The sequence below is a fragment of the Streptomyces sp. DSM 41931 genome, from assembly GCF_050271085.1.
Lineage (GTDB): Bacteria > Actinomycetota > Actinomycetes > Streptomycetales > Streptomycetaceae > Streptomyces > Streptomyces albogriseolus.
In genome coordinates this window covers 115,023-135,279 of the sequence record NZ_CP189902.1, presented here as the reverse complement: position 1 = coordinate 135,279, position 20,257 = coordinate 115,023, and the positions used below count along the sequence as shown (strand labels likewise).

Annotated in this window: 16 protein-coding genes and 1 pseudogene; 7 read left to right on the top strand and 10 right to left on the bottom strand. The window is 75.4% G+C overall.

What is annotated here, in order from left to right:
• Window positions 1–73: 73 nt before the first annotated feature.
• From ACP7TJ_RS00680 to ACP7TJ_RS00670, 3 genes are read right to left on the bottom strand one after another with little or no spacing between them, the layout of a single operon-like run.
• The gene (locus tag ACP7TJ_RS00680; protein WP_427761663.1) at window positions 74–904 is read right to left on the bottom strand and encodes a polysaccharide deacetylase family protein; all 831 of its coding nucleotides are present in this window, start codon (window positions 902–904) and stop codon (window positions 74–76) included.
• Window positions 905–934: 30 nt separating this feature from the next.
• Window positions 935–1,852, bottom strand: a complete 918-nt coding sequence (locus tag ACP7TJ_RS00675) for a DMT family transporter (RefSeq protein WP_093769656.1) — start codon at window positions 1,850–1,852, stop codon at window positions 935–937.
• Window positions 1,853–1,865: 13 nt separating this feature from the next.
• On the bottom strand, window positions 1,866–2,714 hold the full coding sequence (locus ACP7TJ_RS00670) for an SDR family NAD(P)-dependent oxidoreductase (RefSeq protein WP_390923190.1): 849 nt from the start codon (window positions 2,712–2,714) through the stop codon (window positions 1,866–1,868).
• A gap of 151 nt (window positions 2,715–2,865) precedes the next feature.
• On the opposite strand from ACP7TJ_RS00670, the gene ACP7TJ_RS00665 reads away from it, so the two are divergent.
• Complete coding sequence (locus ACP7TJ_RS00665; RefSeq protein WP_427761660.1) at window positions 2,866–4,035, top strand: MGDG synthase family glycosyltransferase; 1,170 nt, start codon at window positions 2,866–2,868, stop codon at window positions 4,033–4,035.
• Between the two features lie 54 nt (window positions 4,036–4,089).
• Here the strand turns inward: ACP7TJ_RS00665 and ACP7TJ_RS00660 are convergent, their stop codons facing one another.
• From ACP7TJ_RS00660 to ACP7TJ_RS00650, 3 genes are all read right to left on the bottom strand, one after another.
• Window positions 4,090–4,860, bottom strand: coding sequence for a ribonuclease BN (locus ACP7TJ_RS00660; protein ID WP_246531956.1), 771 nt, complete (start codon window positions 4,858–4,860; stop codon window positions 4,090–4,092).
• Between the two features lie 286 nt (window positions 4,861–5,146).
• Window positions 5,147–5,983, bottom strand: coding sequence for an MBL fold metallo-hydrolase (locus ACP7TJ_RS00655; protein ID WP_427761658.1), 837 nt, complete (start codon window positions 5,981–5,983; stop codon window positions 5,147–5,149).
• A gap of 140 nt (window positions 5,984–6,123) precedes the next feature.
• Entirely contained in the window at window positions 6,124–7,026 is a 903-nt protein-coding gene (locus ACP7TJ_RS00650; protein ID WP_167744832.1) for a UbiA family prenyltransferase, read from the bottom strand.
• A 70-nt stretch (window positions 7,027–7,096) separates the two neighbouring features.
• On the opposite strand from ACP7TJ_RS00650, the gene ACP7TJ_RS00645 reads away from it, so the two are divergent.
• From ACP7TJ_RS00645 to ACP7TJ_RS00635, 3 genes are read left to right on the top strand one after another with little or no spacing between them, the layout of a single operon-like run.
• Entirely contained in the window at window positions 7,097–8,170 is a 1,074-nt protein-coding gene (locus ACP7TJ_RS00645; protein ID WP_427767244.1) for a type III polyketide synthase, read from the top strand.
• Between the two features lie 10 nt (window positions 8,171–8,180).
• Window positions 8,181–8,696 (top strand): isoprenylcysteine carboxyl methyltransferase family protein, encoded by a 516-nt coding sequence (locus ACP7TJ_RS00640; protein ID WP_266394295.1) that lies wholly within the window; start codon window positions 8,181–8,183, stop codon window positions 8,694–8,696.
• Window positions 8,693–9,721, top strand: a complete 1,029-nt coding sequence (locus tag ACP7TJ_RS00635; RefSeq protein ID WP_367489184.1) for an NAD(P)/FAD-dependent oxidoreductase — start codon at window positions 8,693–8,695, stop codon at window positions 9,719–9,721. Before ACP7TJ_RS00640 ends, ACP7TJ_RS00635 begins: the two co-directional genes overlap by 4 nt.
• A gap of 12 nt (window positions 9,722–9,733) precedes the next feature.
• Here ACP7TJ_RS00635 and ACP7TJ_RS00630 read toward each other — a convergent pair whose 3' ends face one another.
• Window positions 9,734–11,803: a SpoIIE family protein phosphatase gene (locus ACP7TJ_RS00630; RefSeq protein WP_167744756.1), complete on the bottom strand. Its 2,070-nt coding sequence runs from the start codon at window positions 11,801–11,803 to the stop codon at window positions 9,734–9,736.
• Window positions 11,804–12,229: 426 nt separating this feature from the next.
• Between ACP7TJ_RS00630 and ACP7TJ_RS00625 the strand changes: the two genes are divergently transcribed.
• Entirely contained in the window at window positions 12,230–15,088 is a 2,859-nt protein-coding gene (locus ACP7TJ_RS00625) for a PQQ-dependent sugar dehydrogenase (RefSeq protein WP_404715500.1), read from the top strand.
• Window positions 15,089–15,105: 17 nt separating this feature from the next.
• A complete protein-coding gene (locus ACP7TJ_RS00620) occupies window positions 15,106–16,848 on the top strand; it encodes a lectin (RefSeq protein WP_193458244.1) in 1,743 nt (580 codons plus the stop codon).
• 5 nt (window positions 16,849–16,853) lie between these two features.
• On the opposite strand, the pseudogene ACP7TJ_RS00615 reads toward ACP7TJ_RS00620, so the two are convergent.
• Together ACP7TJ_RS00615 and ACP7TJ_RS00610 are read right to left on the bottom strand one after the other, a co-directional pair.
• A pseudogene (locus ACP7TJ_RS00615) lies at window positions 16,854–17,463 on the bottom strand (dihydrofolate reductase family protein).
• Between the two features lie 137 nt (window positions 17,464–17,600).
• Entirely contained in the window at window positions 17,601–17,969 is a 369-nt protein-coding gene (locus ACP7TJ_RS00610) for an STAS domain-containing protein (protein WP_167744759.1), read from the bottom strand.
• A gap of 313 nt (window positions 17,970–18,282) precedes the next feature.
• Between ACP7TJ_RS00610 and ACP7TJ_RS00605 the strand changes: the two genes are divergently transcribed.
• Window positions 18,283–20,004, top strand: a complete 1,722-nt coding sequence (locus tag ACP7TJ_RS00605) for a SpoIIE family protein phosphatase (RefSeq protein ID WP_427761654.1) — start codon at window positions 18,283–18,285, stop codon at window positions 20,002–20,004.
• Window positions 20,005–20,038: 34 nt separating this feature from the next.
• Here ACP7TJ_RS00605 and ACP7TJ_RS00600 read toward each other — a convergent pair whose 3' ends face one another.
• On the bottom strand, window positions 20,039–20,239 hold the full coding sequence (locus ACP7TJ_RS00600; RefSeq protein WP_141683564.1) for a hypothetical protein: 201 nt from the start codon (window positions 20,237–20,239) through the stop codon (window positions 20,039–20,041).
• Window positions 20,240–20,257 lie beyond the last annotated feature (18 nt).

The following is a 20,257-nucleotide window of genomic DNA, read 5'->3' as shown; positions in this document are numbered from 1 at the left end:
CCCCGCCGGACGAGGCGGTGCCGTGCGCGGCGGGCCGGACGGTGCCACCGGTCGTCGAGGACCGACGGTCCCCTCACGCATGCCGTGACCGGCCGGGCACCGGCGGGCGGCGCGGCACGACGGCCGGCCCTCCGGGTATCCGCGGAGCGGTGGCGTGCACCACCGCCGTGCCGTGCTCGGCGAGGGGCCCGACGGTCAGTCCGGCGGCGCGCCAGCCGGCCACCAGGTCGGGCAGCGCGTCCAGCGTGGCCCGCCAGCACCCCGGCGCCGCCGTGCGGTCGCTGTCGTGCAGCAGGACCGTGCCGCCGCCCCGCAGGTCCGCCTCGACCGAGGCGCGCACCGACGCGGGGGTGGCCGCCGCCGTCCAGTCCCGGCCCCAGGCCGTCCACAGCACCGGACGCAGCCCCGCCGCACGGGCGGCCGCCCAGCGGCCGGACGTCAGGATCCCGTACGGCGGCCGGTACCACTGGGGGGTCACCCCCGTGGCCCCCTGCACGGCCTCCACCGCGCGGCGCAGCGCGCGGACGTCGCGCGCCGGCGCGGGCAGCCACGGACGGTCGTGGCTCCAGCCGTGCACGGCCACCTCGTGCCCCCGCCGCGCCGTCTCCCGCACCACACCGGGATGCCGTACGGCCGCGTCGCCGAGGACGAAGAACGTCGCCCGCACGCCGAGCCCGTCCAGCGCGTCGAGGAACCGGGGCGTCGAGACCGGATCGGGGCCGTCGTCGAAGGTCAGGGCGACATGACGGGGATGCCCCGCGCCGGCGAGGCGGGGAGACAGGCGTCCGCGGACCACGGGCAGCCAGGTGGCCGCGGGACCGATGTGCGCCAGGGCGGCCGCGGCGAGCGGCAGCCCGACGGCCGCGGCGCGCCGCGCGGCGGCCCCGGGGACGGATGCGGGCATGACGGTGACCTCCTGATCACGCGGACCGGCTCACGGCGGGTGGGACACCCGGTGCTGCGCCCCGGAGCCGGGGCCGTCCCGCACCCTGGCCTGGTCCCAGCCGCCCCCGACCGACGGGGCGCGCGCCAGGCCGACGCTGCCCGCGCCGATCAGCGCGATGCCGATCAGCTCCGGCACCACGCGCGCGCCGAGGTTGATCTGCTCCCCGAACAGCGCCCAGCCGAGGGCCACGCTGGTGAGCGCGTCGCCGAGGGTCAGGGCGGGCTGGGACGCGGCCAGCGTGCCCGCCCGGAAGGCGGCCTGCAGCAGCAGGAACGCGATCACGCCGACCACGGCGGTGGCGTAGAGCGGCCAGGTCGACAGGACGGCGGCAGGGCCGTCCGGGATCAGCCCGGTGACCTCCTTGAGCAGCGCGGCCGTCGCCGAGAACGACATGGCGGACGCCAGCCCCAGCAGTGCGGCGCGCGGCGCGCCCCGCACCGTGCGGGACGCCGCCACCAGCGACACCACCGCCGCCGCCAGGGCCGCCCCCGCCGGCCACCAGTGCCCGGGTATGGCCGTGGACCGTCCCGACGTCGGCGACGCCGCGGTCAGGAAGAGGGACAGGCCCGCCGCGAGGGCGACGAAGGCCAGCCAGGTTCTCAGGTCCGGGCGGCGGTGGAAGACCAGGCTCCCCACCGCGAGGGTGAACAGCAGCTCGGCCGCCATCAGCGGCTGCACCAGCGCGAGACTGCCCACGCCCAGCGCCGCCGCCTGGAACACCGTCGACAGGGCGAGCATCCCCGCGCCCGCCACCCAGTGCGGCCGCCGCAGTACGTGCCCCAGCCAGCGCAGCGCCTGCCGCAGCCCCTTGCCACTCTCCGGCTCGTCGGCGGCGGCCCGCCGCTGCAGCACGGAGGCCGCGGCGTTCGCCAACGCCGCGAGGAGCGCCAGGACCACGGTCAGCACGCCGCGGCGCCGCTCATCCGAACGTGGCGGCCAGCCGCCGGTACAGTCCCGGGGCCGCGCCGCGCACCCTGGCCGGAAGACGCAGCCACCCGGGGACGTAGACCTCGTCCCGCCCCCGGACGACGGCGCGCCACACGGCGTCGGCCACCCGCTCCGGCGCCACCGGCCGGGGCCGGTTCCGCGCGTAGGGCGTGCCGCGCCGCTCGAAGAACGGCGTGTCCACCACCCCCGGCACGACGAGGCTCACGCCGACGCCCGTGCCGCGCAGCTCGTGGCGCAGCGCGTCGGCGAAGACCGCCACCGCCGCCTTCGACGCCGAGTAGACCGCCTCGCCCCGTACCCCGACGGCCCCCGCCAGCGAACCGACGAGCACCACCCGTCCGGTGCCCGCCTCCACCATGTGGGGGAGCACCTGCCGCACCAGACGCAGCGTGGTCAGCAGGTTGACCTCCATCACCTCGTCGAAGGCGCGGCGGGTCATCGTGGTGAAGTCGCCGGCCCAGCCCACCCCGGCGCACGCCACGAGCAGGTCGAGGTGTCCCGTCTCGTCGAGCGCGAACCGGGTCAGCCGCCGCTCGGCGGCCGGGCGGGTGAGGTCCTCGGGGAACACCGCGGCGGGCGCGTGCGCGGCGGTCTCCGCCAGGCGCCCCGCGTCCCGGCCGCTGAGCACCAGACGCCACCCCTCCGCGGACAGCCTGCGGGCCACGGCGGCGCCGATGCCGGAGGAGGCGCCGGTCACCAGGGCCGTGCCCGGGCGCCGCGCCGCCGCGCCGGGAGGCTTCCTGGTGCCGCCGGGGAACCGCGCCGGTGTCCGGGTGCCGGAGGCGCCGGCCGTACCGGCGCGGGAGGGTGCGTGGGGCATGGGCTGACCTCGGCTGCTGGGCTGACACCGGAAGCGGCCGGCTGGACCACTCCCGGCGTCCGGGAGGGGGTGGGCCCGGAGTATCCCGGTCAGGGACGCCCGAAACGCCCGGCGGGCGTTTCACCGGCGCGCCGACGGTGACTCAGCAGACGTGCTCCCGTCCTTCCCGGCTCCCCACGGGGGTGCCGCCCGCCGGGCCGGCGCCCGCCGGGTGCTGGTGCTCAGCGCGAGCATGGGCGCCGGCCACGACACCGTGGCCCGCGAACTCGTCCGCCGCGCCCGCGCGCAGGGCCACGAGGCGGACGCCGCCGACCTGATGCGGCTGCTGCCGTACGGCACGGGCTCCGGGCTGCGCGCTTTCTACCGGACGTCGGTGCGCCACGCGCCCTGGGTGTACGACGGCCTCTACCGGGCGTTCCTGCGCCCCGGCGAGCACACCCGCCCCAGTGGCGTCCCGCTCGCGCGGCTCGCCGCCGACGGGCTGGAACGGCTCGTCGCGCGGACCGGCGCGGACGTGGTCGTGCCCGTCTTCCACCTGGCCGCGCAGCTCACCGGCCATCTCAGGACACTGGGCCGGCTGCGCGTCCCCAGTGCCGTGTTCGTGCTCGACTTCGCCGTGCACCGGCAGTGGCTCCACCCGGGCAACGACGCCTGCTTCTGCGTCACCGACCAGGCGGCCGACGACGTGCGCGGGGCCGTCCCCGGCACGCACGTCGAGACCACGGGCCCGGTCGTCGCGCCCGAGTTCTTCGCCCCCGCCCCCCGCGCCGACGGCTGGCGGGAGCGGTTCGAGCGGTACGCCCCGGGGCGGCCGCCCGTGCTCCTGTCCGCCGGCGCGTGGGGAGCCGCCGCGGGCCTCGGCGAGACCGCCCGGCTGCTGGCGGACGCCGGTTACCTCCCCGTGGTGCTGTGCGGCCGCAACCGGACGCTGCGGTCCCGCACGGCGCGCGTGCGGGGCACGCTCGCCCTGGACTGGGTGACGGACATGCCGGGTCTGCTGCACGCGGTGCGCGCGCTGGTGGACAACGCGGCGGGCCAGACAGCCGTACAGGCCCTCGCCGCCGGGCTGCCGGTGGCCGGCCACCGCCCGCTGCCCGGACACGGCGCCGACGGGGTCCGCCGGATGGCGGAACTGGGCCTCTCCGAGGCCGCCGCCGACGGCCCCGCCCTGCTGGACGTCCTGGACCGGCTCGTCACGGAGGACCCCGGCGCACGCGAGCGGAGGGCGGCACACGGACGCGCGGTCTTCCGCGCCGACGTCATGGAGCGCGCCGTCGCCCTGACCGGCCGGTCCGCCGTACCGTCCCCGGGTCAGGAGTGAGGGCACGCCCGGCATGGAATCGGCGCACGTCCGGCCAGGAGTCGCCGCACGCTCTCACTCCGCGCCGATGCGCTCCCGCTCCCCGTGGGGGTGCCGGTGGCCGAAGTGGAGGAAGTCGTGGTGGGTGAGCAGCCAGTGCCCGAACAGGGCGCCGCCGTACACGACGAAGCCCACACCGATCAGCCAGGACTCCACGACCAGGACCACGCCGACCGTGCCGTAAGCGACGGCGTTGTCCACGATCAGCGGGGTGAACACGTAGTACGAGAAGATCCGCAGGCCGACCAGGCCCACCATGGTGGCGACCGCGCCGGGGAGCAGGTCACGCCAGCGGACCTGGCCGCCCAGCAGGAAGCGCTGCCCCCACCAGAAGAACAGCACACCGGCCGCCGCCGACAGGGTGATCCGCTCCGGCCCGTACAGCAGCGTGCGCGTGCGCACCTCCTGGTAGAGGAACGCGGTCAGCACGGCCAGCCACAGCGCCTGGCGCCACACCCGGTGCCAGGGGCCGGGCGGCAGCCGCCACACCCGCTCGTAGCCGTTCTGGACGCTGCCGCCCAGGGCGATGCCGAACACGGCGAGCGCCAGACCACCCCACACGCTGGTCGTGCCCACCACCTTGCGCGGTGGGCTGAAGATCTCCGTGAGCACCCGCGCGGACCGCCCGGTCAGGCCCATGCCGTCCGCCAGCCAGGTCGCGAAACCGCCCCGCCCCAGCGGGTCCGCCGCGGCGACCACGATCAGCAGCGGCGCCAGGGTCACCAGCGCGAGGGTGGCGAACCCCATGGCCCGGTGCATCAGCTCCAGCTCCCGGCCCCGCGCCATCAGGGCATGGGCGCCCAGCCACCTCCAGCCGTTCTGGAGCACGCCGAGGTACCGCCTCACGGTGCTCCTCCTTCGCCTGCTCGGGCACGCGCCGCGAAGTGACCCGCGGCGGGACCGGACCGTCTCGTGCCCCGCCGGGGGCGGGCCGGGGCGCCGCACGGCGCCCGCCCCGCTCTCCGCGCCCATCATCCGGCGACCGCGACAGGGCCCGCCACTTCGCCCGGCCCGGCCGGGACCGCGGGCACCCGCGTGCGACGGCCGTCCGGCGGCCGCACCTGGGCACGGCTCAGCGGCGGGTGTCCCCGCCGACCGTCACCCGTTCGCCCGGGCGGCAGCACAGGATCCGGCCGCCGTGCCCGTGCCGGGCGGCCTCGGCGAGGAAGTCGGAGAGGGGGGAGCGGAAGACGCCGTAGTCGTCGTGGTGGACGGGCAGCGCCCGGTACGGGCGGATCACGTCGAGCAGATCGGCGCCCTGCTCGGCGTCCATGGTGACGACGAGGCCGCCGGGCAGCGTGGTCCCGCCCAGGTGCAGCACCGCCAGATGGATGTCGGGGCACCGGCGGGCGATCTCGCGCAGTCCGTCGTACATCAGCGTGTCGCCCGAGAGGTACATGACCAGGCGGATCCGGCCGGAGCGGTCGCCGAACTCCAGCAGGCTCCCCATCACCGGCGGCAGCAGACGCCGGGCCGGCCCCGGGGCGTGCCGGCCGGGCAGCGCGGTGACACGGACCAGCGAGTCGCCGCGCAGCAGGGTGTGGCTCTGCCAGGTGCGCAGGCCCACGGCGCGATGGAACCCGAACAGCCCCTGGAGGACGCGGGAGGCGTGCGGGGTGGTCAGGAACGGCAGTCCCCGGTCGAGATGGCGCCGGGCCACCCGGTCGAAGTGGTCGCCGTGCAGATGCGACAGCACCACGGCGTCCAGGTCGGCGTGGGGGAGATCGGTCACGTCCACGGCGGGTTCGGTCAGCCGGCGCGACACGAGGCCGTAGCCGAGGTGCGCGAGCTGTCCGCGGTGCAGGAAGTTCGGGTCGGTCAGCAGGGTCAGGCTGCCGTAACGGATCAGCAGGGTGGCGTTGCCGATGAACCGCACCCTGACGGTGCCCGCGGGCGGTGTGCGCTCCACGGCGACCTCCTCGGCCGTCTCCGGAGTCCCGAGCACGATCCGGGTGGCCCTGCGCGGCCGTCCTACACCCGGTGGACGCCGGGTACGTGCCGGACGCGGGATCGCGGGTGACCGTACAGAGCCTCGGCGCGGCAAGGACCTCAGACCAGCCGCGTCCCCGACCCCAGCAGCCCCGCCACCGCCAGCCCCGCCACCACCATCGCCGCCCGGAACGGCCGGCGGCTCCGCGGCCCCGCCGCCCGCGCCATGCCCGCCGCGGCCACGGCGCCCGCCGCGCCCGCCAGCCACAGCCCTCCCGTGCCCACCGGGCCGGCCGGCCCCGCGACGACCACGCCCACGGCCGCCAGCATCACCAGCGGCGCCAGCCACCGGCAGACCGTACGGCCCAGCCGCTGCGGCAGCCCCCGTACGCCGGTCGCCAGATCGTCCTCGATGTCCGGCAGCACGTTCACCAGATGCGCCCCCACGCCCAGCAGCGCCCCCGCGGCCACCACCCACCAGGCGGGCCGGACCGGTTGCGGCAGCCCGAGGGTGACGAACACCGGGAGCGAGGCGAACCCCACGGCGTACGGCAGCGGCGACAGCAGTGTGTGCTTCAGCCGCAGGTTGTAGCCCCAGCCCGCCGCCACCCCCGTCAGATGCGCCGCCGCCGCGCCCGGCCCGGCCAGCAGCGACAGCGGCACGCACAGCACCAGAGCCGTCCACGCCGCCACGGCCACCGCCCGCGCCGGCAGCCGCCCCTCGGCCACCGGCTTGTCCGTGCGCCCGCAGACCGTGTCGCGGCGCGCGTCGGCCGCGTCGTTGCACCAGCCCACCGACAGCTGACCGGCCAGCACCGCCGCGCCCACCGCCGCCGCGCCCGCCGGTCCGTGCCCCGCCGCCACCGCCAGCGCGGTCACGAACACCGTGACGGCAAGCGCCGGCTCGGGATGGCAGCAGCGCAGCAGCGCCGGGAGCCGGCGCGGCGGCGTACGCGGAACAACCCCGGACGGGTGGTGGGACACGGATGCAAGGTAGCCGGACGGCGACGGCGAGGAAGTCATGACGGACATGCGTGTCCCTCTCATCGCCGAACCGGCGCCCGCCGCCCCTCCGCCCCCGCACGCGGCGGCGGTGACCACCGTCGCCGCCGTGCACACCGCGCTGCCGCCCCACCGCTACCCGCAGGACCGGCTCACCGAGCCCATCGGAGACCTGTGCCTGGCCCCGGGCGCCGACCGTGCCGTGCTCCGCCGCCTGCACACGTCCGCCGGTGTGCGCACCCGTCATCTCGCCCTGCCCATCGAGCGCTACGCCGCGCTGCGCGACTTCCGTGAGAGCAACGAGGCGTGGCTGACGACGGGCCTGGACCTGGCCGAACGGGCGCTCACCACCGCGCTGGCGCAGGCCGGGCTCACCCCGGCCGACGTCGACCTGCTGGTGTGCGCGTCCATCACCGGCGTCGCCGCCCCGTCCCTCGACGCCCGGCTGGCCGGACGGACGGGCATGCGCCCGGACGTCAAGCGGCTGCCCGTGTTCGGGCTGGGCTGCGTCGCGGGCGCCGCCGGCCTCGCCCGTGTCCACGACTACCTGCGTGGACACCCGGGCGGGACCGCCGTGCTGCTCACCGTCGAACTGTGCTCGCTGACCCTGCAGAAGGGCGACGACTCGCGCGCCAACCTGGTCGCCGGCGCCCTCTTCGGCGACGGAGCGGCGGCCCTCGTCGCCCGTGCCGCCGGGACCGGTACGGGGGCGGGACCGGAACCGGCCGCCGGGCCCGCCGTGGTCGCCACCCGCAGCCACCTCCACCCGGGCACCGAGCACCTCCTCGGCTGGGAGGTCGGCGCCGGCGGCTTCCGCGTCGTGATCGATCCCGCCGTCCCCGCCCTGGTCCGCCGCGAGCTGGGCGCCCAGGTGCACGGCTTCCTCGCCGGACACGGCCTGGACACCGGGGACATCGGCGCCTGGGTGTGCCACCCGGGCGGCCCGAAGGTGCTGGAGGCCGTGACCGAGGCGCTCGCGCTGCCCGACGACGCCCTCACCCCGTCCCGGCGCTCGCTCGCCGCCGTGGGCAACCTGTCCTCCGCCTCGGTCCTGCACATCCTCCAGGGCTTCACGGAGGCCCACCGGCCCGCGCCGGGCACCTGGGGGCTGGTGCTGGCGATGGGCCCGGGATTCTGCACCGAGCTCGTCCTGCTGCGCTGGTGAGGCGGACGCCATGACCTGGTACACGCTGCTCGTCCTCGCGGTGGCCGTCGAACGCCTCGCCGAACTCGTCGTGGCCCGGCGCAACGCGGCCTGGACCCGCGCGCGGGACGGGGTGGAGCACGGCCGCGGCCACTACCCCGTCATGGTCGTCCTGCACACCGGCCTGCTCGCGGGCTGCCTCCTCGAACCCCTCCTGGCCGACCGCCCGTTCCTCCCCGCCCTGGGCTGGCCCGCGCTGGCGCTCGCCCTGCTCGCCCAGGCCCTGCGCTGGTGGTGCATCACCACGCTGGGCCCCTACTGGAACACCCGGGTCATCGTCGTCCCCGGCGCCCGCCTCGTCGGCGACGGCCCGTACCGCCTCCTCCGCCACCCCAACTATGTCGCCGTCGTCGTCGAGGGCGCCGCCCTGCCCCTGGTGCACTCGGCGTGGATCACGGCGACCGTGTTCACGCTGGCCGACGCGGTGCTGCTGACCGTGCGCGTCCGCTGCGAGAACGCCGCCCTCACCCGCGCGGTGCCCGCGTGAGACGCCCCGACCTCCTCGTCGTCGGCGGCGGACCGGCGGGTCTCGCCACCGCGCTGCACGCCGCCCGCGCCGGCCTCGACACCGTCGTCGCGGAACCCCGTCCGGCCCCGGTCGACAAGGCGTGCGGCGAGGGCCTGATGCCCGGCGCCGTCCGCGCCCTCACCGCCCTCGGCCTGCACGCCCCCGGCCACCCCCTCGCCGGCATCCGCTACGTGCAGGGACCCTGCCGCGTCGAGGCACCGTTCCGCCGCGGGCAGGGCCTCGGCGTCCGCCGCACCGACCTGCACACCCTTCTGCACCGGGCGGTCCTCGACGCGGGCGTGCCCGTCCTCCCGCTGCGCGTGGACGGCGTACGGCAGGAGGCGGACGGGGTGACCGTCCCCGGCGCGGGGCTGCGCGCCCGGTGGCTCGTCGCCGCCGACGGCCTGCACTCACCCGTGCGCCGCTCCCTCGGCCTGGACCGCCCGGCCCGGACCGCGCCCCGCTACGGACTGCGCCGCCACTACGCCGTACCGCCCTGGACGTCGCACGTCGAGGTGCACTGGGGACCGGACGCGGAGGCTTACGTCACCCCGCTCGGCCCACGGCTGGTCGGCGTGGCCCTGCTGACCTCCCGACGGGCGCCCTACGACACGCAGCTGGCCGGCTTCCCCGAACTGGCCGCCCGTCTCCCGCCGGACACGGCGGTCACTCCGGTCCGCGGCGCCGGACCACTGCGTCGGCGTTCCCGCACCCGCGTGCACGGCAGGGTCCTGTTCGTCGGGGACGCCGCCGGCTACGTCGACGCGCTGACCGGTGAGGGCGTCTGCCTCGCCCTCGCGGGCGCCCGCGCCCTCGTCGCCAACCTCCGCCGGGGGACGCCCGGCCGCTACGACACCGACTGGGCCCGCGCCACCCGCCGCTACCGTGTCCTGACGGAACTGCTGGTCAGGACACGTCAGCAACCCGCCCTCGCCCCGCACATCGTGCCCTTGGCCGCGCGTCTGCCCCGGCTGTTCGCGGCGGCGGTCGACGCCCTCGGGTGAACCGGCGGGCGGTCACCCCTCGTCCGGGACGGGGCTGAGGAGCAGCAGGGCGATGTCGTCGCCGGGCGCCGGGGCGTGCCGGACCAGCGTGTCGGCCATGGCCTCCAGGTCGCACGGGTCGGCCTGCTCCACCAGACCGGCGAGGGCGGCCGTCGCGTCGTCGGGGTCGACGCCCGGCGCCTCGACGAGCCCGTCGGTGTAGAGCACCAGCACGCAGCCGGGCGGCAGGGCGAACTCCAGCGACGGGTAGCGGGCCGTCGGGTCGATGCCGAGGAGCAGTCCCGGCGGCACGGCCAGAAGTTCGGTGCGCCCGTCGCGGTGCCGCAGCAGGGGCGGCGGATGCCCCGCGGTGGCCAGACAGGCCCGCCCGTTCCCGAGGTCCAGGTGCGCGTACAGGCAGCTGGTGAACAGACCGGGGTCCAGGTCGGTGAGGAGCCGGTTGGTGCCGCCCAGGACGTGGTCCGGGGGAGCGCCGACGGTGGCGTGGGCGTGCACGGCGGTGCGGACCTGCCCCATGAGCGCCGCCGCGTCCACGTTGTGGCCCTGCACGTCCCCGATGGCGGCCGCCGCGGTGTTCTCGTCGAGCCGGATCAGGTCGTAGAAGTCGCCGCCGATGCCCAGACCGCGCGCGGCCGGCAGATACCGGGCGACGACCCGCAGGCCGGGAATGCTCGGCAGGCTGTGGGGGAGCAGCGCCGACTGGAGCCGGTGGGCGAGGCGGTCCTTGGCGTCGTACAGCAGGGCCCGGTCGAGGGCCTGGCCGACGAGACCGGCCAGGGAGGTGAGGATGGCGCGCTCGCTGGGCGGGAAGGCGTGCGGCCGGTCGTAGGAGAGCAGCAGGGAGCCGATGGGGCGGCCGGAGGCGATCAGCGGCAGGACCGCCCACGCGGCCCTCCCGTCCTCGTGCCTCATCTTCGGGTACGCGGCCGCCATCCGGGTGAACGACGGGAAGAAGCCCGGCTCCCCGGTGGCGAGGACCGCCGCCATGGGAATGTCCCGGCTCAGCGGCGCCCCGTCGAACCGGGCGAGCAGCTCGGTGCTGTAACCGCGGTGGCCCAGGATCCTCAGCCTGCCGTCCTCCGCCGTCATCAGCACCATGGCCTGGGCGCCGAGGGCGGGCAGCAGCTGGTCGGCGGTCTGGTCGACCACGTCCTGCACCCCGACGGCCTCGGTCAGCGTGGTCGCCAGGTGCATCAGGTGGTACAGCACCGTGGCCCGGCCGGGACCCCGCGCCGTCTCCGCGGCCGGATCCCTGTTCCGCTGGTCGGTGGCGCGGCCGATGCGCACGCTGATGCCGGAGGGGTCCGGGTACAGCTCGAACGACAGCCAGGTGCCAGGAGGCCGCAGCACCCGGAACTCCTGCGGGGTCCGGCTGATCACCGCCGCGCGGTAGTGGTCCTCGACATGAGGGACGTCCATCCACGGCAGGACCTCCCACGGCAGGGATCCCAGCAGCCGGTCCGGTTCCTCGCCCACGAGGTCGGCGGCGGCCGGAGTGACCAGGGTGATCCGGCCGTACAGGTCCAGGGCGACGTACCCGCCGGGCAGCCGGTCGAGCAGCGCCGTGCCGGCCCACGCCTCCGCGGCGGTGGGGGTGCGCCCCGGTTCCGAGGGCAGGATGCGCGGCCGACCGGGGGAGACGATGGGCTCGCCGCGCCGGGCGGCCTGCTCGAAGAGATGGCCGAGGCGCCGGGAGCCCGCGCGGACGGCGTCGTGCTCGGCGCGGCTGAGCTGCGGCGGGTGCCCGCTGGGCCACAGCAGCACCAGCCCGCCCCGCACCCCGGAGTCCGACGCGACCGGCACGGCCGCGAGGGCGAAGTCGTAGGGGAGCACCACCGCCGGCCGGGGATAGCGGCGCGCCATCTCCACCTGGCTGTTCACCCACACCAGGCGCTCCTCGCGCACCGCGTCGGCCACCGGTATCGGGTCGCTCACCGCCACCCTGCTCCACGGCGCGACCACCTCGCGCGGGGCGCCCGACACATGGGACAGCCAGAGGGCCTCGCGGTCCGGGGTGAGGACGTAGAGCAGGGCGCCGGAGGCGCCGGTCGCCCGCACGATGTCGGCCAGGGCGGTGTCCATCAGCCACCCGCCCGTCCCGGCGGGGACGGGGCCGCCCGCTCGCCCGGCATCGCCCGAAGTGCTCCCATATCGGGACAGTACGCCGAATCCGTACCTGAGGCATCCAGTTCCCGGGCGGCGCGGGTCGGGCGGCGATCGTGACCCCGGGAAGCCTCGCGTGGGCGCCCATCCCTTCCGGCCTTCTCCGGCGACGGCCGCCGCCCCGGCCGACGCACTTTGTCCCAGCGGAGGAAGAAGACGCGGGATGCCGTGCGAAAGGGGTTACGCGTTCGCGCCCTGCCCGCTAACTTCCTTGCAACACACCGGTTTTGAGGCCCACGGGCCGACCGGCCGGCGCTCCACGGCGCGACGGCGCGCGCCTGTGCTCCTTCACGGCAGCCCCCTGCCCGGGGCCTGCCGCCACCCCCCACTGCCCTGGAGAGCTCCGTGCGCACGAGACCGCTCGGACACAGACGTGTCCGCACCCTGCTGACCGCACTGACCTGCGCCGCCGCGCTGGCCCTCCCCCTGGGCCCCGCGGCGACCGCCGCCCCCGCCACTGCCCCCGCCCCCGTCGACCGGGCGAACGCCGCCGAGGACTTCCAGCAGGTGACCCTCGCCAAAGGCGTGGCCGAGACGGGCGAGCCCATGACCCTGGCCGTGCTGCCCGACCGCTCGGTCCTGCACACCTCCCGCGACGGCACCCTGCGCCGCACGGACGCGAGCGGCACCACCACCGTCGCGGGCAGGCTCGACGTCTACAGCCACGACGAGGAGGGCCTGCAGGGCGTCGCCGTCGACCCGGGCTTCGCCGCCAACCGCTTCGTCTACCTCTACTACGCGCCCAAGCTGGACACCCCCGCCGGGGACGCCCCGTCCGACGGCAGCGCCGCCGACTTCGCCCCCTTCGACGGCGTCAACCGGCTCTCCCGCTTCGTCCTGCGGCCCGACGGCACCCTGGACACGGCGAGCGAGAGGAAGATCCTCGACGTGCCCGCCTCCCGGGGCCTGTGCTGCCACGTCGGCGGCGACATCGACTTCGACGCGGACGGGAACCTGTACCTGTCGACCGGCGACGACACCAACCCCTTCGCCTCCGACGGCTACACCCCCATCGACGAGCGCGCCTCCCGCAACCCCGCCTACGACGCCCAGCGTTCGGCCGGCAACACCAACGACCTGCGCGGCAAGATCCTGCGCATCAAGGTCCAGGCCGACGGCAGTTACACCGTCCCGCCCGGCAACCTCTTCCCGCCGGGCACCGGGAGGACCCGCCCCGAGATCTACGCGATGGGCTTCCGCAATCCGTTCCGCATGAGCGTCGACCAGGCCACCGGGACGGTGTACGTCGGCGACTACGGCCCGGACGCGGGGACGGCAAGCCCGTCCCGAGGCCCCGCCGGACAGGTCGAGTTCAACCGCATCACCCGGGCCGGCAACTACGGCTGGCCCTACTGCACCGGCAGGAACGACGCCTACGTCGACCACGACTTCGCCTCCGGATCCTCCGGCGCCCGCTTCGACTGCTCCGCCCCGAGGAACACCTCGCCGCGCAACACCGGCCTGACCGACCTCCCGCCCGCCCAGCCCGCCTGGATCCCCTACGACGGCGGCTCCGTACCGGAGTTCGGCACCGGCTCCGAATCCCCCATGGGCGGACCCGTCTACCGCTACGACGCGGACTCCGCCTCCGACGTGAAGTTCCCGGAGGAGTACGACGGCGACTTCTTCGCCGGGGAGTTCGGCCGCCGCTGGATCAAGCGCATCGAAACCGGCGGCGACGGGACCGTGCAGTCCATCAACGCCTTCCCCTGGAACGGCACCCAGGTGATGGACATGGCCTTCGGCCCGGACGGCGCCCTCTACGTCCTGGACTACGGCACCGGCTACTTCAACGGCGACCACAACTCCGCCCTGTACCGCATCGAGCACGTCACCGGCGGACGCGCCCCGGTCGCCCAGGCCACCGCGGACATCACCTCGGGCGTCGCGCCCCTCGAGGTCGCCTTCTCCTCGGCCGGCACCACCGACCCCGACGGCGACACGCTCAGCTACGCCTGGACCTTCGGCGACGGCGCCACCTCCACCGCCGCCGATCCGTCGCACACGTACACGGCCAACGGGCAGTACACGGCGACCGTCAAGGTCACCGACCCCACCGGCAGGTCGGCCACCGCCTCGGTGCGGATCACCGTCGGCAACACGGCCCCGACCGTGCGCATCGACACCCCCGCCGACGGCAGCATCTACGACTTCGGCGCGGCCATCCCCTTCAGGGTGACCGTGACCGACCCGGAGGACGGCGCCGTCGACTGCTCCCGGGTGAAGGTCACCTTCGTCATCGGCCACGACAGCCACGGCCACCCGCAGACCTCGGCCACCGGCTGCACCGGCACCCTGCGGACCCTGGCCGACGGCGAGCACGACCCGAACGCCAACATCTTCGGCGTCGTCGACGCCGAGTACACCGACCGGGGCGCGGGCGGCCAGCCCGCCCTCACCACCCACGACCAGCACATCACCCAGCCCAGCCACCGGCAGGCCGAGCACCACGGGGACTCCGCCGGCACGCAGATCATCGACAAGGCGTCCGCGCACGGCGGCAGGACCGTCGGCGAGATCCACAACGGCGACTGGATCTCCTTCGCCCCGTACAGCCTCGACAACGCCTCCCTCTTCACCGCCCGCGTCTCCTCGGCGGGCAGCGGCGGCACGATCGAGATCCGCGCCGGCTCCCCGGCCGGGACCCTCCTCGGCACGGCCACCGTGCCGGTCACGGGCGGCTGGGACATCTTCCGGGACGTCACAGCGCCCCTGAGCGGCCAACCCGCCGCCTCGACCACCCTGCACCTCGTCTTCAAGGGCGGCGCGGGCCCGCTGTTCGACGTGGACGAGTTCTCCTTCGACACCACCGCCGGCCCCACCCGCACCGGGGAGATCCAGGGCGTCAACGGCAAGTGCCTGGACGTGGACAACGCGGGGACGGCGGACGGGACGCGGGTGCAGATCTACACCTGCAACTCCTCCGCCGCCCAGCGGTGGACGGTGTCCGGCGACGGGACGCTGCGGGCGCTCGGCAAGTGCCTGGACGTGTCCGGGGGCGGAAGCCTGGACGGCACCCGTGTCCAGTTGTGGACGTGCAACGGGACCGGTGCGCAGGTGTGGGCCGCGCAGTCCGACGGGACGGTGCGCAATCCGCAGTCGGGCAAGTGCCTGGACGCCTCGGGCGGCACCTGGGAGGACCGCACACCGGTCCATCTGTGGACCTGCCACACCGGACCCAACCAGAAGTGGACCCTGCCGTAGGAAGGAGGCGACCCACCATGCGCACCCCCTGGAAAGCAGCACTCGCCCTGATCGCCGGCGCCGCGCTCTGCCTGACCCCTCAGGCCGCCGCGACCCCCGGCGCCGCGCCCGCCGCGCCCCAAGAGGCCGCACCGGCGGCCGACCCCGCGTACCGGATCCTCGTCTTCTCCCGGACGGCGGGCTTCCGGCACGACTCCATCGACGAGGGCGTCACGGCCCTGCGTGAACTGGGCGCGGCCCACGACTTCACCGTGACCGCCACCGAGGACCCGGCCGCCTTCACCACCGCCAACCTCGCGCAGTACCGGGCCGTCGTCTTCCTCTCCACCACGGGCGACGTCCTCGGCCCCGCCCAGGAGACCGCGCTCGAGCAGTACATGGGCGCGGGCGGCGGCTACGTCGGCATCCACGCCGCCGCCGACACCGAGTACGACTGGCCCTTCTACGCGGGCCTGGCCGGCGCCCTGTTCCAGTCCCACCCGGCGATCCAGCCCGCCACCGTCCGGGTCGAGGACCGGGCGCACGACGCCACCGCGCATCTCGGCGCCGCCTGGCAGCGCACCGACGAGTGGTACAACTACCGCACCAACCCCCGCACCACCGCCCACGTCCTCGCCTCCCTGGACGAGTCCAGCTACTCCGGCGGCACCATGTCCGGCGACCATCCGATCGCCTGGTGCAAGGACTACGCGGGCGGCCGGGCCTTCTACACCGGCGGCGGTCACACGGCCGAGTCCTACGCCGAGCCGGCCTTCCGCCGCCACCTCCTCGGCGGCATCCGCTGGGCCGCGGGCACCACGCAGGCCGACTGCCGCCCCGAGTCCGGCTACACCCCGCTGTTCGACGGCACCGGCACCACCGGCTGGAAACAGGCGGGCCCCGGCGGCTTCACCCTGAACGACGGCACCCTCACCTCCCAGGGCGGCATGGGCCTGTACTGGTACGACCGGGAGATCACCGGCGACTACTCCCTCAAGCTCGACTGGAAGCTGCACGGCGACGACAACTCCGGCGTCTTCCTGGGCTTCCCCGCCTCCGACGACCCGTGGTCCGCCGTCGACCACGGCTACGAGATCCAGATCGACGCCACCGACACGGCCGACCGCACCACCGGCGCCGTCTACGGCTTCCGGTCCGCCGACACCGCCGCCCGGGACGCGGCCCTCAACCCGCCGGGGGAGTGGAACACGTACGAACTCCGCGTCACCGGCGAACGGCTGGAGATCTTCCTCAACGGCCGGAAGATCAACGACTTCACCGGCACCGACCCCGCCCGCAGCCTGCGCGACGGCCACATCGGCCTGCAGAACCACGGCGACGGCGACGAGGTGTCCTTCCGCAACATCCGCCTCACGCAGAACGGCGCCACCCCAGGACCCCGCACCGGGGAGATCCGGGGTGTCAACGGTAAGTGCCTGGACGTGGACAACGCGGGGACGGCGGACGGGACGCGGGTGCAGATCTACACCTGCAACTCCTCCGCCGCCCAGCGGTGGACGGTGCCGGGCGACGGGACGCTGCGGGCGCTCGGCAAGTGCCTGGACGTGTCCGGGGGCGGAAGCCTGGACGGCACGCGGATCCAGTTGTGGACGTGCAACGGGACCGGTGCGCAGGTGTGGGCCGCGCAGTCCGACGGGACGGTGCGCAATCCGCAGTCGGGCAAGTGCCTGGACGCCTCGGGCGGTACCTGGGAGGACCGCACACCCGTCCACCTGTGGACCTGCCACACCGGACCCAACCAGAAGTGGACCCTCCCCTGAGGGGCTCAGCCAAGCACCTCGTAGGTCAGGTGGGTGACCCTCCGGGCCGGCCGTGACGCCACCTGCGCCAGCTCCAGGGGCGGGACCCCGTCGAACAGACGGGGTCCCGCCCCGAGCGTCAGCGGCACGACGTGCAGCCGCAGCTCCTCGATCAGCCCGGCGGCGAGGTACTGGTTCACCGTGGTCGCGCCGCCCGCGACCGCCACGTCGCCGTCACCGGCCGCCGCCCGCGCCCGCTCCAGCGCCGCCCCGATCCCGTCGGTGACGAAGTGGAACGTGGTCCCGCCGGCCATCGGCTGAGGCTCCCGCGCGTGGTGCGTCAGCACGAACACCGGGGCGTGGAACGGCGGTTCGTCGCCCCACCAGCCGTTCCACGGCCGGTCCCACGGGCCCGAACATGTTGCGCCCCATGACGAAGGCCCGCGCGGAGCCGAGCAGGTCGATCTCGGCCCGGTTCTCGTCGGCGTCCTCGAAGATCCAGGCGTGCAGCGTCGCGCCCGAGCCGTCGCCGCCGTCGTCGCCGAACGGCCGCTCCTCGCTCTGCCCGGGCCCGGCGGCGTAACCGTCGAGGGAGACGGTGAGATCACAGACCACCTTGCCCGCCCGCGCGCTCACCGCGGGCCTGCCTGCCGTACGTGCGCCATCGTCTGCGCTCCTTCCACCAGGGCGAGGTCCGCCGAGAGGACCCTGCCCGCGGGGCGGCGGGAGAGGCAAGACCCGCGCACCCGTGCGGGTGAGGAGGCGTCTCCCGGTCAGGGCAGGGGCGGCCCGGCGGCGCGGAGCGCCTCCTCGACGCCGGCGTGGAAGGTGAACACCTCGTCCAGCCCCACCATGCGCAGGACCCGCATCTGGGCCGGGGCCACCCCGGCCAGGCTGAGCTGCGAGCCCTTGTCCCGCGACCGCCGGTGCGCCGTCACGAACACGGTGATCCCCGACGAGTCGCAGAAGGTCAGCCCGGACAGGTCGAGCACCACGCCGTACGGACCGAACGGCGCCTCGTTGACGGCCTCCGTCAGCAGCGGGGCCGTGTGATGGTCGAGCTCCCCGGCCACCTCGAGCACGTAGGGTCCCGAGGCGCTCTGGCGGGGGGTGACGGTGAACGTCTCGTCCGGTACGGACACGGAATCTCCTCGGCGGGGTGTTCGGCGCATGCGGGTGGACCCGACCTCCGCCCATCCCACGGTGCCCGGCCGGCCGGTTCATCCTACGAAATCCGGGCAGGTGACTCGCCCACCCCCGGGCCGTCGCTCCGCCTACCCGCCCCGGTCCTCTCCATGCGGGTGCCTCCGGGGCGCACGCCCCGCCTATGGGGGGACGTGCAATGATCTGGGGGGTCACGTCGTGCTTTCCGGTCTCCCGTCACAGTCCGGCCGGGCACTCGGAACCGTGGGAACAGCGACCGGTTCCTCGAGCGGCGGTCGGGGAGGAGGCGACATGGAGACGGCGGCCGGAGGGCCACGACCCGGCGGGGAGACGGCCGGCGTGATCGGCGACATGCTCACCCCGATCGGCACCGGCGCCTACGTGGTGGACGGACGCGGGGTGATCCTCGCCGTCAACGCCGTCGCCGAGCGGCTGCTGGGCCGGCCGGCGGCCGGACTCGTCGGTGCCGACGCGCACGACCTGCTGCACCGCAACGCCCGCGGCGAGACCATGCCGACCTCGCAGTGCCACATGCGCCACGCCTTCCTCGCGGGCCGCCCGGCCCAGGACGAAGGCGAGTGGTTCGAGAAGGGCGACGGCACGCTGCTCCCCGTGGCCTGGAGCATCGCCCCGTACGACGCGGGAACCGACGACACCTGCGTGCTCGTCCTCTTCCACCCCCGCGAGGCACCCGCCGAGACGCCCGGCCCCGCCACGGCCCGCGAGGGGACGCTCGACGAGCTGGAGCGGCTCGCCCTGCTGGCGGAGATGACCACCCAGCTGACGTCCACCCTCTCCGTCGACGAGGCGCTGCGCCGGCTGGTGTCCCTGGTGCTGCCGCGCCTCGCGGACTGGGCGGTGATCGACCTGATCAGCGAACGCGACGAGGTGTGGCGCACCAAGGTGGTGCACCTGAAGGACGGCGTCCCGGTGTCCCGCCGCGACCTCGAGGGACCGATGGCGCCCGTCCCCGCCGAGTCCCCGATGCCGCTGTCCCGGGCCCTGCGCGGCGTCTCCTCGACGATCGCGGGCCCCGAGACGTACGAGCGGTCCCCCGACTCGGGCATCGCCGTCGAGCAACGCCGGCTGTTCGAGGCCACGGGTATGCACTCGGCGGCCATCGCGCCCATCCGCGGCCTGCGCGAGGTCCTCGGCGCCCTGACCCTCGGCCGCTCCGAACGGGCCGACGCGTTCACCCCCGCCGACCTCACCCTGCTCGAGGACATCACCCGCCGCGCCGGACTGGCCCTGGACAACGCCCGCCTCTACCAGCGGCAGCGCAAGGTCGCCGAGACCATGCAGCGCTATCTGCTGCCCCAGCTGCCGCGCGTCCCCGGTCTGGAGATGACGTCCCGCTACCTGCCCGCGCCGGACGCCTCCCACGTCGGCGGCGACTGGTACGACGCCTTCACCCTCGGGGACGGTGACACGGCCCTGGTCATCGGAGACGTCTCCGGGCACGACCTGGACGCCGCCGCGGGCATGGCCCAGCTCCGCAACGTGCTGCGCTCCTACGCCTGGTCCTCGCGGGACGAGCCGCCCGGCCTCGTCGTCGAGCGGGTGGACCGGGCCGTGCTCCGCATCACCGACGTCACCATGGCCACCCTGGTGCTCGCCGTCCTCGGCACGGACGACGAGGGGCGGTGGATCCTGCGCTGGACCAACGCCGGCCATCCGCCGCCGCTGCTGGTCACCCGTGAGGGCGTCGCCGGTTTCCTCACGGACGGCGGCGGGCTGCTGCTGGGCACCGGCGCCGACCGGCCGCGCGCCGACGGAGCGACGGTCCTGCCCCCGGGCGCCACCCTCGTCCTCTACACGGACGGGCTGGTCGAGGCCCCCAGCCATGTCATCGATGAGGGACTGGAGCGGCTGCGCCGGCACGCGGCCGCGCTCGCCCACCGCCCGGTCGGGGCGTTCACCGACGAGCTGCTCCGCAGGGCGCGCCCCGCCGACAACGAGGACGACGTCGCCGTCCTCGCCGTACGCGTCGGCACCCTTCCGGAGCGCGGCTGACCGGGCTCCGGAAGGGTGCCGAGCCCTCCGCCGGTCAGCGCATGCCGTCGCGGAGGCGGGCGACGGCCGCCTGGAGGTCGTCGAAGGCGCGCTGCTCGTGCCAGGGACCGGTGCGCGCCCCCGGCAGCAGGCTGTCCCGGGCCGCACGGGCCCGCGCGTACGCCTCGAAACGCGTGACCACCTCAACCACGGCATCAGGAGGCGGTGAGTCGTTCGCGTTCGTCCGTCCGGTCATGCCCCGCATCCTGACCGG

Coding starts and splice junctions, on each gene's coding strand:
- ACP7TJ_RS00680 (WP_427761663.1), bottom strand. CDS start 904: ATGCCCGCATCCGTCCCCGGGGCCGCCGCGCGGCGCGCCGCGGCCGTC.
- ACP7TJ_RS00670 (WP_390923190.1), bottom strand. CDS start 2,714: ATGCCCCACGCACCCTCCCGCGCCGGTACGGCCGGCGCCTCCGGCACC.
- ACP7TJ_RS00660 (WP_246531956.1), bottom strand. CDS start 4,860: ATGGCGCGGGGCCGGGAGCTGGAGCTGATGCACCGGGCCATGGGGTTC.
- ACP7TJ_RS00650 (WP_167744832.1), bottom strand. CDS start 7,026: ATGACTTCCTCGCCGTCGCCGTCCGGCTACCTTGCATCCGTGTCCCAC.
- ACP7TJ_RS00640 (WP_266394295.1), top strand. CDS start 8,181: ATGACCTGGTACACGCTGCTCGTCCTCGCGGTGGCCGTCGAACGCCTC.
- ACP7TJ_RS00630 (WP_167744756.1), bottom strand. CDS start 11,803: ATGGACACCGCCCTGGCCGACATCGTGCGGGCGACCGGCGCCTCCGGC.
- ACP7TJ_RS00620 (WP_193458244.1), top strand. CDS start 15,106: ATGCGCACCCCCTGGAAAGCAGCACTCGCCCTGATCGCCGGCGCCGCG.
- ACP7TJ_RS00605 (WP_427761654.1), top strand. CDS start 18,283: ATGGAGACGGCGGCCGGAGGGCCACGACCCGGCGGGGAGACGGCCGGC.
- ACP7TJ_RS00600 (WP_141683564.1), bottom strand. CDS start 20,239: ATGACCGGACGGACGAACGCGAACGACTCACCGCCTCCTGATGCCGTG.